Annotated in this window: 12 protein-coding genes; 10 read left to right on the forward strand and 2 right to left on the reverse strand. The window is 58.4% G+C overall.

Annotated elements, in window-relative coordinates; translation table 11 throughout:
* Position 1 precedes the first annotated feature (1 nt).
* Positions 2-2,074, reverse strand: a complete 2,073-nt coding sequence (recG, locus tag ACQ66M_RS16025) for an ATP-dependent DNA helicase RecG (RefSeq protein ID WP_430405000.1) — start codon at positions 2,072-2,074, stop codon at positions 2-4.
* Between the two features lie 100 nt (positions 2,075-2,174).
* Here recG and ACQ66M_RS16030 point away from each other — a divergent pair, with 100 nt between their 5' ends.
* The gene (locus tag ACQ66M_RS16030; protein ID WP_350172581.1) at positions 2,175-2,435 is read left to right on the forward strand and encodes a succinate dehydrogenase assembly factor 2; all 261 of its coding nucleotides are present in this window, start codon (positions 2,175-2,177) and stop codon (positions 2,433-2,435) included.
* Positions 2,436-2,476: 41 nt separating this feature from the next.
* Positions 2,477-5,938: a transcription-repair coupling factor gene (gene mfd, locus ACQ66M_RS16035; protein ID WP_430405002.1), complete on the forward strand. Its 3,462-nt coding sequence runs from the start codon at positions 2,477-2,479 to the stop codon at positions 5,936-5,938.
* Here mfd and ACQ66M_RS16040 read toward each other — a convergent pair.
* Positions 5,935-6,984, reverse strand: coding sequence for a hypothetical protein (locus ACQ66M_RS16040; protein WP_430405004.1), 1,050 nt, complete (start codon positions 6,982-6,984; stop codon positions 5,935-5,937). The two genes, mfd and ACQ66M_RS16040, sit on opposite strands and share 4 nt — an antisense overlap.
* Before the next feature lie 318 nt (positions 6,985-7,302).
* Between ACQ66M_RS16040 and ACQ66M_RS16045 the strand changes: the two genes are divergently transcribed.
* The 8 genes from ACQ66M_RS16045 to ACQ66M_RS16080 all read left to right on the forward strand — a co-directional run bounded on the left by ACQ66M_RS16045 (position 7,303) and on the right by ACQ66M_RS16080 (position 15,171).
* Entirely contained in the window at positions 7,303-8,400 is a 1,098-nt protein-coding gene (locus tag ACQ66M_RS16045; RefSeq protein ID WP_350172197.1) for a CaiB/BaiF CoA transferase family protein, read from the forward strand.
* Positions 8,400-9,140 (forward strand): histidine phosphatase family protein, encoded by a 741-nt coding sequence (locus tag ACQ66M_RS16050; protein ID WP_430405005.1) that lies wholly within the window; start codon positions 8,400-8,402, stop codon positions 9,138-9,140. The genes ACQ66M_RS16045 and ACQ66M_RS16050 overlap by 1 nt, the downstream gene beginning before the upstream one ends.
* A 237-nt stretch (positions 9,141-9,377) precedes the next feature.
* Entirely contained in the window at positions 9,378-10,631 is a 1,254-nt protein-coding gene (locus tag ACQ66M_RS16055) for a dipeptidase (RefSeq protein WP_430405007.1), read from the forward strand.
* Between the two features lie 121 nt (positions 10,632-10,752).
* Entirely contained in the window at positions 10,753-10,938 is a 186-nt protein-coding gene (rpmF, locus tag ACQ66M_RS16060; RefSeq protein ID WP_045697375.1) for a 50S ribosomal protein L32, read from the forward strand.
* Positions 10,939-11,051: 113 nt separating this feature from the next.
* Complete coding sequence (eno, locus tag ACQ66M_RS16065; protein WP_350172203.1) at positions 11,052-12,332, forward strand: phosphopyruvate hydratase; 1,281 nt, start codon at positions 11,052-11,054, stop codon at positions 12,330-12,332.
* A 42-nt stretch (positions 12,333-12,374) separates the two neighbouring features.
* Positions 12,375-12,674: an FtsB family cell division protein gene (locus ACQ66M_RS16070; RefSeq protein ID WP_350172205.1), complete on the forward strand. Its 300-nt coding sequence runs from the start codon at positions 12,375-12,377 to the stop codon at positions 12,672-12,674.
* Between the two features lie 67 nt (positions 12,675-12,741).
* On the forward strand, positions 12,742-13,755 hold the full coding sequence (pdhA, locus tag ACQ66M_RS16075; protein WP_430405008.1) for a pyruvate dehydrogenase (acetyl-transferring) E1 component subunit alpha: 1,014 nt from the start codon (positions 12,742-12,744) through the stop codon (positions 13,753-13,755).
* Positions 13,756-15,171 carry a pyruvate dehydrogenase complex E1 component subunit beta gene (locus tag ACQ66M_RS16080; RefSeq protein ID WP_350172209.1) on the forward strand — a complete coding sequence of 472 codons (1,416 nt, stop codon included), beginning with the start codon at positions 13,756-13,758 and terminating at the stop codon, positions 15,169-15,171.
* Positions 15,172-15,175: the final 4 nt, after the last annotated feature.

Genomic DNA, 15,175 nt, shown 5'->3' on the forward strand with positions numbered 1-15,175 from the left:
GCTAGCCAGCACGGCCCATTGGAACGCGCGGCGTCAGTAGCTCGCGGACGAGCCGAAGGGCCTGCCCGCGTGGACCGGCAAGATCGGGATCTGTTTCAATCACGGCCATAGCGTCCTTCTTGGCGATCGCCAGCAAGTCGGCATGACGTGACAGGTCTATCACGCGATAGTCGGTTGCGCCCGCCTGACGTAACCCGAGCATGTCGCCCGGGCCGCGCAACTTGAAGTCCGCCTCCGCGATCTCGAATCCGTCGTCGGTTCGCCGCAGTGTTTCGAGGCGTTCGCGCGCCATGTCTCCCAAGGGGGGGCGATACAGCAAAAGGCAGAATGAAGGCTTGTCACCACGCCCGACCCGGCCTCGCAACTGGTGCAACTGGGCCAGGCCAAAGCCTTCCGCACGCTCGATGACCATGATCGTCGCTTCGGGCACATCAACGCCGACCTCGATAACGGTGGTCGCTACAAGTATTTTTGTTCGGCCTGATCGGAAGCTCTCGAGAGCGGCGTCCTTTTCGGTCGGCTTCAATCGCCCATGTACCAGGCCAACCGGAACACCCAGCTGCTCTCCCAAGACCGCATGGCGGCCAACCGCCGTGGAATCGTCATCATCGACATCGACCTTGGGACACACCCAGAAGGCCTGCTCGCCACGCCGAACCGCGCGGCCAACGGCGTCGACGACTTCGTCTATCCTCGTATCGGGCACGGCCCTCGTCTCGATCGGCTTTCGGCCCTGCGGTTTTTCATCCAGAATCGTGACGTCCAGATCACCATGCACCGCCTGGGCCAGCGTTCTCGGTATCGGCGTTGCACTCATCACCAGCATGTGCGGCGACGTGGCCTTGCTCACCAGCCGCATGCGATCCTGCACACCAAAGCGATGCTGCTCATCCACGATGATGAGGCCGAGATTCCGAAAGCTGACCGATTCCTGAAACAGGGCGTGCGTTCCGGCAACAATATGGATCGACCCGTCTGCGAGCCCGAGAAGTGTGCCTTCCCGTATCGCGCCTTTGTCTCGTCCGGTCAGCGAAGCTACGACATAGCCTTGAGGTGAAAGCAGCTTGTCCAAGGTTTCGAACTGTTGGCGGGCCAACACCTCGGTCGGCGCCATAAATGCGGACTGGAAGCCACCGGCCGCAGCCTGGACGGCGGCCATTGCACCGACAAGTGTCTTGCCTGACCCTACATCGCCCTGCAGCATCCGGCGCATAGGGGACTGGCGCGCCATGTCTTCGCTAACCTCGGCGACGGCCCGAACCTGTGCTCCAGTCTGTCGATAGGGAAGGCTGCGCGCCAGACGCGATTGGGCAACTTGAGCTTGGGGTATGGGTGGCGCATTCCGGCGCTTGCGACTGGCCCGGGCAAGGGCAAACGCCGACTCGCGGGCCAGGGCCTCGTCATAGGCGAGCCGCTCTCGTCCCAGGTCGAACGCCGTCTCGTCATAGACTGGGGGATTATGCAGTCCGATCAAGGCATCCTTGAACCCTACCCACCCTTTTTGCATAATCAGATGCGCATCGCCCCATTCGGGCAAGCCATCTGGTACACTGCTCAGCGCCTGAACGGCGAGGCTGTGTACTCTTTTGTTGGTGAGACCTGCGGTGAGACCGTAAATGGGTTCGACCTCTGGGGGATGGTCTCCCTTGGCTGGATCCACAATGTAATCAGGATGAGTCATCTGGCGCTCACCCTTGAAGTCCTCCACGCGACCCGAGACGATCCGAACCGAGCCAATCGGGAACTGGCCCTGCAGCCACCGGCCGTCGGCCCGGAAGAAGGCGAGTGTGAGGAATCCGGTCCCGTCAAACAATTGGATGCGGTGGGGTGCCTTGTCAGAATAAGGCGCTTGATAAGCGTGAACTTCGCCCTGGACGGTGGCGACTTCTCCGAAAGCAACCTGGTCAAAGCTCGCTCGGACCCTGCGGTCGACCCAGCGTTCAGGCAGGTGGAGCAACAAGTCCCATATTGTTTCACCATCGACGAGCCGCTCAAGCAGGGGCTTCATCTTGGGCCCAACACCCGTGAGCGTATCCAGCCCGGCAAACATTGGAAAAAGTCGCTCGTCCCGCATGGAGTGACTCTAAGCGTGCGCATCAAGGCGCACAATGCGTGGTTTACGCTTCGTCCCTGAAGCCTATATCTGCGATAGACAAACAATTTCGGAGATTATGATGGAAACGCGGCGCCGCAAATTGACGTTTCGAGCCTGGCGACGCGGATTTCGCGAAATGGACCTGTACATGGGATCTTTCGCTGACAAATATCTCGCTGAGTTCAATGACGCCGAGCTGGATGAGTTTGAGCGGATATTGTCGGTCCCCGATTGGGAAGTTTACGCATGGCTGATCGGGCAGGCGGACGTACCTGCCAATCACAAGGGTCCCGTGCTGGACCAGCTTGTCGCTTTCCGCTACCCCGCGCAGGGCGGTTGAACGAGTCAGCCGCGTCCTGAAACCAATCTGGCTGTATCGCGATGACTCCCGTCGACCTTCTCAAATCCTTGAGCGGCCCGGCCAGCTTTTCTGGTGCGCCTTTTGGTGCTGATCTCATTGCGTTTTGCCGTGGTCTTGAGGCGCGCGGCGGGGTCGGCCTCTACATTGCGCGTGACGACAAGAGTGCGACGACGGCACGACGCCTCGCCCAGTTCATATCACCGCGTCTCGACAGCGTTGATCTGCCGGGATGGGACACGCTTCCCTATGACCGGGTCAGCCCGACACCCAGTGTTGCAGCTCGCCGCTGCGCAGGGCTGGCGCGTCTCGCGCGCTATGATCGCTCCCAAGGGGCGCTTCTGGTAATCACGACTGCGACTTCGCTGGTCCAGCGTGTACCGCCAGTATCGACTTTGCGTCGCGCATCATTCTCGGTCTCCATTGGCCAGACGGTCAGCCAGAAGGATCTGACCGGGTACCTCTCGGTCAACGGCTATGTTCGCGCCAGCACAGTGCGGGAACAGGGCGAGTTCGCCATTCGCGGTGGCATTATCGACATATTCCCGCCCACGGCCGGCGAGCCCTATCGCCTGGATTTCTTCGGCGACACGCTCGAGACGTTGCGCACGTTCGACACAGAGAGCCAGCGATCAACGGGCGATGCGAAATCTGTCGCCTTTGCGCCTGTCAGCGAAATACTGTTTGACGACACGATCCTTAGTGGTTTCCGCGAACGCTACCTTGCGACGTTCGGACCTCCGTCGGGTGATCAGATGTACGAATCCGCGCGCGCATCGATCCGGCGACAGGGTGTTGAATCCTGGCTGGCCCTTTTTCACGATCACCTCGAAACCCTGTTCGATTATATCGGTGACGATGCGCTCATAGGGTTTGGACACCTATCGCCGGAATCTGCGGCTGAACGCCTCACTCAGGCGCTGGATTACTTCAATGCCCGCCTCGACGCAGCCGGTGGAGATGCCAACGTTGCGCGTGTTCTTGCCCCGTCATCGCTTTACCTCGAATCGAATGAACTCGACCAGTATCTCTCGACCCGAGCGGTTGTCCGCTTCAATCCGGCAGAAGCAACAGGTGGAGCGTTCGATATGGGCGCGCGTTTGGGGAGGAATTTCGCACCAGAGCGGCTGCGGTCCGACGAAAATATCTTCGAAGCGGCAATTGCGCATGCCAAAGCGCTCTATGCATCGGGCAGGCCAGTAGCGTTCGCGGCCTGGTCCGCCGGGTCTGCCGACCGCTTGAGCAATGTCATGGCCGATCACGGCCTTCCCAACCTGGTCCAGGTTCACTCGCTTGAAGCCGTTCGCAAAACCGATTTCACGATCGTCGAAGTCCCGCTCGAAGCCGGATTCGTCACCACCGACCTCGCCGTCATATCCGAGGCCGACATATTGGGCGATCGCCTCGCAGCACCGCGACGCCGTCGCAAGTCAGCCAGCTTCATCACTGACGCATCCGCACTGTCACCAGATGATCTTGTCGTCCATGTCGACCATGGCGTTGGCCGCTACATCGGTCTGAAAACACTGGACCTGACCGGTGCGCCACACGACTGCCTCCAGTTGGAGTATGCCGGTGGCGACATGATTTTCCTACCGGTCGAAAACATCGACCTGATCAGCCGCTATGGCTCAGAGGAATCTGAAAGCCAGCTGGACCGGCTGGGTGGGGCAGGTTGGCAGACGCGCAAGGCCAAGGCCAAGAAGCGCATCCTGGAGATGGCTGCAGAGCTGATGGCGATCGCGGCCGAGCGTGCCTTGAAGCGCGCAGACGCGCTTGCTGCCGGGCAGGGGATGTATGAGGAATTTGCGGCGCGTTTCCCCTACGAGGAAACCGACGACCAGCTGAATGCAATCGAAGACGTCCTCGGTGATCTTGCGTCAGGCAGGCCGATGGACCGCCTCGTGTGCGGCGATGTGGGTTTCGGAAAAACCGAAGTTGCCTTACGCGCTGCATTCATGGCGGCGATGAGTGGCAAGCAGGTTGCCGTTATCGCTCCGACCACGCTGCTCGCGCGGCAGCACTACAAGACATTCTCGGAGCGTTTTGCCGGCTGGCCGCTGAAAGTCCGCCAATTGTCCCGGCTGGTCGGACAGCGTGAAGCAGTCGAAACCCGTGATGGCCTGACCGACGGCAGTGTCGACGTCGTTATCGGCACACATGCCTTGCTCGCCAAGAGAATCGACTTCAAGCGCCTTGGCCTTCTGATTGTCGATGAAGAGCAGCGTTTTGGCGTGAAGCACAAGGAACGTTTGAAAGAGCTAAAGGCGGATGTGCACGTGCTGACGCTCTCGGCCACACCGATCCCGCGTACATTGCAAATGGCGCTCACGGGAATTCGCGATCTGTCGATCATCGCGACGCCGCCTGTCGACCGGCTGTCGGTTCGCACTTACATCACCGAAGAAGACACAGTCACTTTGAGAGAGGCGCTGTTGCGCGAGAAATATCGCGGCGGTCAGGCCTTCTTCGTTGCGCCGCGCATCCAGGATCTGGATAAACTGGAAAACTTCCTGTCGACACAGGTGCCGGAAGTTTCCTTCATCGTCGCGCATGGCCAGATGGCGGCGGGGGAACTGGAAGACATCATGACCGCTTTCTATGATGGAAAGTATGATGTGCTCCTGTCGACAACGATCGTGGAAAGCGGCCTGGACATTCCACGCGCCAACACACTCATTATTCACCGCGCCGACATGTTCGGCCTGGCTCAATTGTACCAGCTCAGAGGTCGTGTCGGCCGCTCGAAGTTGCGAGCCTACGCCTATTTCACGACACCACGCGACCGGGTCGTAACAGAAATGGCTGAGAAGCGCCTGAAAGTCCTGCAATCCCTTGATAGCCTGGGGGCTGGCTTCCAGCTTGCCAGTCATGACCTCGATATGCGCGGCTCAGGCAACCTGCTGGGCGATCAGCAATCGGGACAGGTGCGGGAAGTCGGGGTCGAACTGTATCAGTCCATGCTGGAGGACGCCGTAAAGGCATTACAGGCAGGCGCGCGTGGAGAGGATGACGTGGTTGACGACTGGTCCCCTCAGATCAATCTCGGCGTGGCTGTCCTCATCCCGGAAGACTATGTCGAGGACCTGACAATTCGACTGTCCCTCTATCGTCGCCTGGCCGAGATCAGTACGGCGCCAGACAGGGAATCGTTCGCTGCCGAGCTTATCGACCGGTTTGGGCCTTTGCCGGAAGCGACGCGGCAGCTCCTTGAGGTCACCGCAATCAAGGTGCAGTGCAAGGCATTGGGAATTTCCAAGCTCGATTCCGGTGCAAAAGGCGCCGTCTTCGCATTCCGCCAGGACACAGTGATGGATCCAGCCCGATTGATGGAGCTTGTGCGGACACGTCCGAATGTCTTGAAGCTTCGTCCGGATTCGAAGCTTGTGCATTCAGGCCTCGGTGGTGAGCCGGAACGTCGGCTTGTCACCGTCAAGGCATTCCTTAAGGAACTGGAATCCGTATCTGGTCTGGTGACTGTCTAAGCGGCTTCCAGGCGCATGAACGGGCCGGTCAACCCCGCCTCCAGGAATGTCTGTGCCGTATGGAAAGCGCGCTTTTCAACGACACGCCAGTTCAGGACAAGCTCGGCGAGCCGATCTTCTTCCGCAATGGTTGTCGCAATGCGCTTGGCAAGCTGAACGCCGCCACGATACGTCGTCAGCGGAAGTGAAACGGCAATCGTTCCAGGTTCCACAACCGCTGCACAATCAGTTTCCCGCATCAGGTCCTGCGCGCATCGCGCGAGTGATGCCAACGCGTCTGTGTCAGCGCGCTGGTCGCCAATAAGCTTAAGGGTCATGACCGACAAGGATTCCGATCGCGTGTCCGCGATAGCGATCTGCCGTTCCAGATGCACTTCGAGGAAACGGCGAGAGAAAAGGCCTGTTATCCGATCGATCGCGCCTGCCGGTGTGGCTGCAGATGGTTGCAGGGGGATCGCCACCAGATACTTTTCGCTCAAGTCTACGATCCGATCAACAAACGCAGGCTCGCTATCCTGGCATTCAATAATATCGTCGCATTGCGAAAGAATGGAGCGAACGTCGCCAGGCTGGTGCGCATGGCCATCTATCAATGCCACGACAGGCAAGCCATTCAGCCAATCACCGGGAGCGAACTGATCCAGGATCCTGGAGTCGCGGTCTGTTGGGGTCATGTCCAGAAGTGCGGCTGTAAACCGACGATCGGTGAGGTATTCGCGGGTTGCTGTCCGGGTCAGCGCGGAGGTGAGAGATATGCCGCGCGCTGTCAGAGCTGCCTGCAGTGATAGGAACAGGGGAGAACTCTGACCTAAAAATATTAAGGCTGGGGTTTGCCGGCCAAGCGCAATGGTCTCAGCTCCGAAATCGCTGGCCGTTTCAGCGCGAATTTTTACTTCGAGCGCTCGAGCAGCGCGTCTCGCCATTGCGTTCAGACGCCCTTTGATCAGGGGTATATCCCGGTCTCGGCGAACTGTGATGGCGTCGGACAGGTTCAATCCTGAGTTTGCGACATCAAGAATAATAAGGGGACGCGAAAGCCCGGTCATACAGGCGTCCCGGCAGCTTTCAAGCGCTTCCACCCCAACACTCGCTATGTCGACAAGCAGCGGATCAGTTGAGCGAAAATCGATTACATCTGTGGCCTCGTAAGGACGCATTCCCCCGGTACGCAACCGCGCAGCGATAATCTTCAGCCGCGTGCCCGTTGCGGCAATTTCGATTGGTGGGTCCATGTAGGATGTATCAGACATGAATTTCTCTCGTCGTGACTTCAGTCGACGTTGGGACACCCCTTTCTTTTGCCCGGTTCGCTCTTAAGGTTCCGCTAATCAGGCCAGGTGGCCAATGTAATCAGGGAGAATGTGATGGCGAGTGGTCCACTTGACGGAGTCAAAATTGTCGAATTTGCAGGAATAGGTCCCGGGCCGTTCTGCGGGATGTTGCTCTCCGACATGGGCGCGGATGTCATCCGCATCGACCGGCCGGGAAACGGCAAGCCGGGCCGGGCCGCTGATGTCATGAGCCGCGGACGTCGTTCGATCAGCCTGAACCTGAAAGATCCTGCCGATGTCGAAACCGCGATGAAGCTGATCGAGAAAGCGGATGGCTTGATCGAGGGCTTCCGTCCCGGTGTGATGGAGCGTAACGGGCTCGGTCCCGATGCTGTCCTCGCGCGCAATCCAAAGCTCGTCTACGGTCGCATGACGGGTTGGGGCCAGTTTGGTTCGCTGTCACAGGCCGCAGGTCACGACCTCAACTACATCGCCCTGACGGGCGCCCTCCATGCGATGGGTCGTAAGGGAGAGCGCCCAAGCCCGCCGCTCAACCTGGTTGGAGACTATGGCGGCGGCGCGCTTTATCTTGCGATGGGCCTGTTGGCCGGGATCATCAACGTGAAGAATGGTGGCAAGGGCCAGGTTATCGACGTAGCCATGACAGATGGGGCCGCATCGCTTGCCACCATGTTCTTTGGCATGAAGGCCATGGGCATATGGACCGATGACAGGGAATCCAACCTGCTGGATGGCGGTGCGCATTTCTACGATACGTATGAATGCAGCGACGGGAAATGGGTGTCGATCGGCTCAATTGAACCGCAATTTTATGCCCTGCTTCTGGAAAAGACGGGCATCACGGACCCTGAATTCAACTCCCAGATGGATCGGTCGAAATGGGGCTCTCTGAAAGCCAAGCTGACTGCTCTGTTCAAGACGAAGACGCGGGATGAATGGTGCGCTGTCATGGAGGGAACCGATATCTGTTTCGCACCTGTCCTTTCGATGGCTGAAGCGCCAGGCCACCCGCACAATGCTGAACGAAAGACGTTTGTCGAAGTGGAAGGCGTTATCCAGCCCGCCCCGGCGCCGCGTTTTTCCGAAACCCCGCCTGAGATCCAGCGTCGACCTGCGGGTGTCGGCGAACATACCGATGAGATCCTGCGCGACTGGCAAGTCAGCCGCTAATGAGCGCACTGCCTGGCACCACAGGCCGGCGGCGGATCTACCTGATGCGCCACGGCTTCGTGGACTACACATCTGAAGCGGTCCGCAAGGCGCGGGATCCGTCAATTGCGGTGCTGACACCGCAAGGGGAGGATGAGGCCCGCGCTGCCGGTATCGCACTATCGGAGGTGCACTTCGATCTGGCGATCTGTTCCGGTCTGGCTCGCACGCGGCAAACCGCAGAAATCGTTCTTGCCGAGCACCCTGATGCGCCCGCTCTTGAAGAAGAATGCCGTCTCGAAGAGGTGCGTTCAGGTCAATACATCGACTTCCATTCAGCTGCCCATCTGGCTGCCACAATGACATTCATGTTCGAACAGGCTGGTGAACCCGGAGCCAGCTTTCTTGAGGGCGGTGAAAAGTTTTCTGACGCCCTGGCACGAATTCAAAGCGGCCTGAGTGATTTGTTATTGCGTCCTGGCTGGGCCACTGCGCTGGTGGTGGCTCATGAAGTTGTGAACCGAATGGTGCTGGCATCTGTTGTCGGGGCGCCGCTTGGGGCAAGCGCCGGTTTCGAGCAGGATACTGGCTGTATCAACATCATTGATTTCGATATGGTGCCGGACGAAAGCGGACAGGGGACACGCATTGAACGGGGAGTGATCAAAGCGGTCAATCTCACGCCAGCAAACTATCTGAAGAACGGCATGAACCTAAGAAGTCTGGAAGCGATATTCACACGTCCGAACGCCGCCGATTAGACGCTTGCGCAGACTCGCCTCTCAGGTGAACAGAACATAACAATGGGGCACGGATCGGTTCAGGTAGGACCAGTTATAAGCATTCTGTCGGTGCCGCGTTTTAAGGCTTTTTGCCGGGACAAAGTGCCGACGTCCTTCTTGCTTTACCTTGGCCGCCCTTAGGGGCGGCCATTTTCTTGCGCGGCTCGCTTTGCGCGATAAGGTCGCCAGAACGAATTCAATGGCGAGGGCGACAAATTGAGAATTGCACTGACAAGCGTACTGGTTCTGGCAGCGGCGGCGTGCTCGCCCAAGGCTGTTGAGCCTGAAATGGCTCCGACCACGGCTCCGGAGACAGCTTCCGAGCTTCATGAACGTCTTCTGGTGATGGATACCCATCTCGACACGCCTGCAAACTTTTCAAAGCCCGATTTTGACATCCGGGCTGACAATCCGAGCGTGCTCGGCAGCGTTCAGGTTGATCTTCCGAAAATGCAGCGTGGCGGCCTGGATGGCGGCTTCTGGGTCATCTTCACGCCGCAAGGGCCGCTGGACGCGGATTCCTATGAGGCCGCAAAGCAGGCAGCACTCACCCGCAGCGATGAAGTACAGGCAATGGTTTCTGCCAATCCAGATTCGTTTGAGCTGGCCTACACAAGCGCCGACGCAGCCCGTATCGCAGCGTCCGGCAAGCGAGTCGTCTATCAATCCATGGAAAACGCATATCCCATCGGTACCGATCTTGCGCTGGTTGAGACCTTCTATGACCGGGGTTTGCGCATGATCGGGCCGGTTCATTTCCGGGACAGCCAGTTTGCCGATAGCGCGACAGACCTTTCCGCAAATGACTATGGTGGCCTAAGCCCGCTCGGCGAAGACCTCGTCAAGGAGGCGAACAGGCTCGGCATGATCCTTGATGGTTCCCACGCTGCTGATTCGACGGTCGACGACATGATCGCTCTGTCGACAACGCCGCTCATCCTGTCTCATACTGGTGTCAAAGACGTCTATGACCATCCGCGAAACATCGATGATGCCCTGATGCGCAAGATTGCAGACGACGGAGGCGTCATCCAGATCAACGCTTATGGCGGCTATCTAGAACCACTTGAGCCTACAGCGCAGCGGCAAGCTGCGCTGGATGCGCTCCAGACGGAGTTTGACGGTATCTCACCGTTGACGGCGGATGACGAGACCCGCGAGCGGTATTTCGCGCGCATGGAGGAGGTTGACGCTGCCTATCCTGCGCCGCAGTCGACATTCGAAAAATTCATCGAACATCTGTTGCATGCTCTTGAGGTGGTCGGCCCCGACCATGTTGGTATGGGCGCCGACTGGGATGGCGGTGGCGGCGTCAAGGGAATGGAAGACGTGTCTTTCCTGCCTAAAGTGACAGAACGCCTGCTCGCTGAAGGGTATACAGAGGCCGAGATCCAGCAATTTTGGAGCGGGAACATGCTACGCCTGATGGAGCAGGCCGAGAAAGCCAAACAGGGTGCCTCTGTCGAATAGGGCAGGGGAATGCATAATTCGCGGACTTGGTGATGTTCAGACCTTGCAAAGCCTGTTGGGCGTCTGTAATAGGCCCGTTCCAATTCACACGCTGAAATGCGCTTTAATCCGGATACCTGTCATGGCAGTTCCAAAGAGTAAGATCTCCAAGTCCCGTCGCGGCATGCGCCGCTCGCATGATCGGCTTGATTCCAACACTTATATCGAAGACGCCCAGTCCGGCGAGCTTCGTCGACCACATCACATCGACCTGAAGACCGGCATGTACCGCGGCCGCCAGGTTCTTGAGCCCAAGGACGACATCTAGTCAGGTTGCGCATTTGCACGCACAAGACTATGGCTTCCAGCGCCTCCCGCCATACGGCAGGGGGCGCTTTTCACATCTGACGCTGAAAACTTAATGAGGGGCACAAGCTGGCCATGAGCGAGATCATCGATATTCACGCACGCGAAATTCTCGACAGCCGGGGTAACCCGACCGTGGAAGTGGACGTAACCCTCGAAGACGGTTCCATGGGCCGCGCGGCTGTGCCATCCGGCGCATCGACGGGCGCTTATGAAGCCCATGAACAGCGTGACGGCGACAAATCGCGGTACGGCGGCAAAGGTGTCCTCAAGGCTGTCGACGCCGTGAACGGCGAAATTGCCAACGAACTTGAAGGCCTGGATGCTTCCGACCAGCGCCTGATCGACATGATGATGATCGATCTGGACGGGACGGAAAACAAGTCACGCCTTGGCGCCAATGCCATTCTGGGCGTGTCTCTCGCTGTTGCAAAAGCGGCTGCCGAAAGCGCTGCCATGCCCCTTTACCGCTACATTGGCGGCGCCAATGCGCGCGTCCTGCCGACGCCGATGATGAATATCATCAATGGCGGCGCACACGCCGACAACCCGATCGACATTCAGGAATTCATGATCATGCCGGTCAGCGCGGAAAGCCTTGCTGATTCAGTGCGTATGGGCGCCGAAGTCTTTCATGCACTGAAAAAGACGCTTAGCGACGCCGGTCATAACACCAATGTTGGTGATGAGGGGGGCTTCGCGCCGAATATCGGCTCCACTGACGAAGCAATCGGCTTCATCATGAAAGCCATCGAGAAGGCGGGCTATGCCCCGGGCGAAGACATCGCCCTGGCGCTCGATGCCGCGTCCACTGAATTCTACAAGGACGGCAAGTACAACCTCGCCGGCGAAAGCAAGGTTCTCGGCTCCGAAGAGTTTGCCAAATATCTCTCTGACCTTTGCGGACGCTACCCGATCCTCTCCATAGAAGACGGCATGGCTGAAGACGACTGGGATGGCTGGGTTGCCCTGACCGAAATGATCGGCGACCGCATCCAGCTGGTCGGCGACGATCTCTTCGTCACAAATCCGGAACGTCTCTCCACTGGACTCCAGAAAGGTGCGGCCAACTCCATCTTGATCAAGGTCAACCAGATCGGCACCCTGTCTGAGACGCTCGATGCTGTCGAACTTGCCCATCTCCATGCCTATACGGCCGTCATGTCTCACCGGTCAGGCGAAACCGAGGATTCGACAATTGCGGATCTGGCGGTCGCCACGAATTGTGGGCAGATCAAAACCGGGTCGCTCTCCCGCTCCGACCGGATCGCAAAGTACAACCAGCTGATTCGCATCGAGGAAGAACTCGGACCGATCGGAATCTACGCTGGCCGGTCGCGTATCAACGCCGAATAGCGCAAACGGGCGGTTAACCAATCGCCACTACAGATTTGCACCATGGTATCCCGCCTCGAAGCCCTCGGGCTCAGTCTGCTTGTGCTTTACTTCGCCTATCACGCGTTTGCGGGGGAGAAGGGACTTGGCCGTTGGTCTGACGCGCAGTTGGAACTGGAAGACCGCAAAGCCGTTCTTGACCAACTGGAGGCGGACATTTCCCGCTTGCGGACGGATATCCGAAGGCTGACCCCGGGATCGGTTGACCCAGATTTCGTCGAAGCTTTGGCGCGTGATAAGCTGGCCTTTGTATATCAGAATGAAATCGTTTTGATGGCGTCAGACCGTAGCATTGCAAATTGACATAGATGTTCTGACTTGTCGCCGCGGAAACGCGCATACATAAGACGGGTAAGGGATGGAGTATCTAATGGCCACAAAACCCAAGAGTGCTAAAAAAGCACCCACAAAAGCAAGCAAGACAGAGATGCTCGAATATTATCGGGCGATGCTACTTATCCGGCGTTTTGAGGAGAAGGCCGGCCAACTTTACGGCATGGGCAAGATAGCCGGCTTCTGCCACCTCTATATCGGACAGGAAGCGGTCGTTACCGGCATGCAGGCCTGTCTGAAGGATGGCGACCAGGTTATCACCGGTTATCGCGACCACGGACATATGCTTGCCTGCGGGCTCGATCCCAAGGGCGTCATGGCCGAGTTGACCGGACGTAGCGGCGGCCTGTCCAAGGGCAAGGGCGGCTCCATGCACATGTTCAGCCGCGAAAAGAGCTTCTTCGGTGGACACGGCATAGTTGGTGCGCAAGTGCCGCTCGGAACGGGCCTCGCCTTTGCGAACAAGTACAAGGGCAATGACAATGTAAGTCTCGCCTATTTCGGTGATGGGGCAGCCAATCAGGGGCAAGTGTATGAGGCCTTTAATATGGCCTCCCTCTGGGATTTGCCTGTCGTCTACGTGATCGAAAACAATCAGTACGCCATGGGTACGAGCGTGGCGCGAGCGTCTGCGGAAGTGGAGCTTTTCAAACGCGGGATTAGCTTTGAAATCGAGGGTGAGGCCGTTGACGGCATGGATGTCCTTGCGGTTCGGGAAGCTGGTGAAAAGGCGGTCAAATATGCGCGCTCCGGCAAGGGTCCCTACATACTCGAAATGAAAACCTATAGATACCGCGGTCACTCGATGTCTGACCCCGCCAAGTATCGCAAGCGAGAGGAGGTCGATGATATCCGCACACATCATGACCCCATCGAAGGCCTAAAGGGGCAGCTGATCGACGCCGGACATGCGACCGAAGACGACCTGAAAAACATCGACAAGGAAATCAAGGCCATCGTGAAGGAAGCGGCTGACTTTTCCCTTGAAAGTCCCGAGCCCGATGCATCCGAACTATGGACTGATGTCCTGCGCGAAGTGGAGTCTGTCTAGATGTCCGTTGATATTCTCATGCCCGCCCTCTCGCCAACGATGGAGGAAGGCACACTCTCCAAGTGGCTCAAGAAAGAGGGGGATAGCATCTCGTCCGGCGACATCATTGCCGAGATCGAAACTGACAAGGCGACGATGGAAGTCGAAGCCGTCGACGAAGGCATTCTGGCAAAGATCCTCGTTGCCGAAGGCACCGAAGGCGTAAAGGTGAACGCCATCATTGCCGTCCTGGCCGAAGACGGCGAAGATGCTGGCAGCGTCAGGCCATCGACGAACGGATCAGCCGCTCCAGAAGCGGACGCGCCAAAACGTGCGACGACCGAATCGCAGGAATCATCATCAGACGCGGAAACAGACTCGCCGGAATCGAATGACGCGCCGGCCGCAGCTGTCCTTTCAGACCCCTCCATCCCGGAAGGTACGACATTTACTGAAACGACTGTACGCGATGCCTTGCGTGATGCGATGGCCGAAGAAATGCGCCGCGATGAAACCGTCTTCGTCATGGGCGAGGAAGTCGCCGAGTACCAGGGCGCCTACAAGGTCACGCGCGAGCTGCTCCAGGAATTTGGCGCGCGCCGCGTCGTCGATACACCGATTACGGAACATGGTTTTGCCGGCCTTGGCGTCGGGGCAGCATTCGGCGGGCTGCGTCCGATCGTTGAGTTCATGACATTCAACTTCGCTATGCAGGCCATTGACCACATCATCAACTCGGCCGCCAAAACCCTCTACATGTCAGGCGGGCAGATGGGTTGTCCCATTGTCTTTCGTGGCCCCAACGGTGCTGCCAGCCGTGTCGGCGCGCAGCACAGCCAGGACTACGCCGCCTGGTATGGCGCCATTCCAGGCCTCAAGGTCGTCGCTCCCTATGATGCCGCCGACGCCAAGGCGCTACTGAAGGCGGCCATCCGCGATCCGAACCCGGTTGTCTTCCTCGAGCACGAACTCGTCTACGGCACCAGCTTCCCCGTTCCGGACCTCGATGACTATGTTCTTCCCATCGGCAAGGCGGCCGTGAAACGCGCCGGCACGGATGTCACGCTCGTGGCCTATTCGCGAATGGTCGGTTTTGCACTTACTGCTGCTGAGGAACTGGCCGAGCAGGGGATAGATGCCGAGGTCATTGACCTTCGATCCATCCGACCGCTTGATACTGCGACCGTGATTGAAAGCGTCAAGAAAACCAATCGCCTCGTCACATGTGAGGAAGGCTGGCGCTATATGGGCGTCGGCGCGGAAATCGCCGCATCAGTCGTGGCGGAGGCTTTCGATTATCTCGACGCCCCGCCGGCCCGCGTGCACCAGAAGGACGTTCCTCTCCCATACGCTGCCAACCTCGAGGCCATGAGCCTTCCCGGCGTCGCCGACATCGTCGCAGCAGCCCGCAAGGTCTGCTACGCGGAGCAGGAGTAGCGCC

The organism is Hyphomonas sp. (assembly GCF_965284475.1).
Classification (GTDB): domain Bacteria; phylum Pseudomonadota; class Alphaproteobacteria; order Caulobacterales; family Hyphomonadaceae; genus Hyphomonas.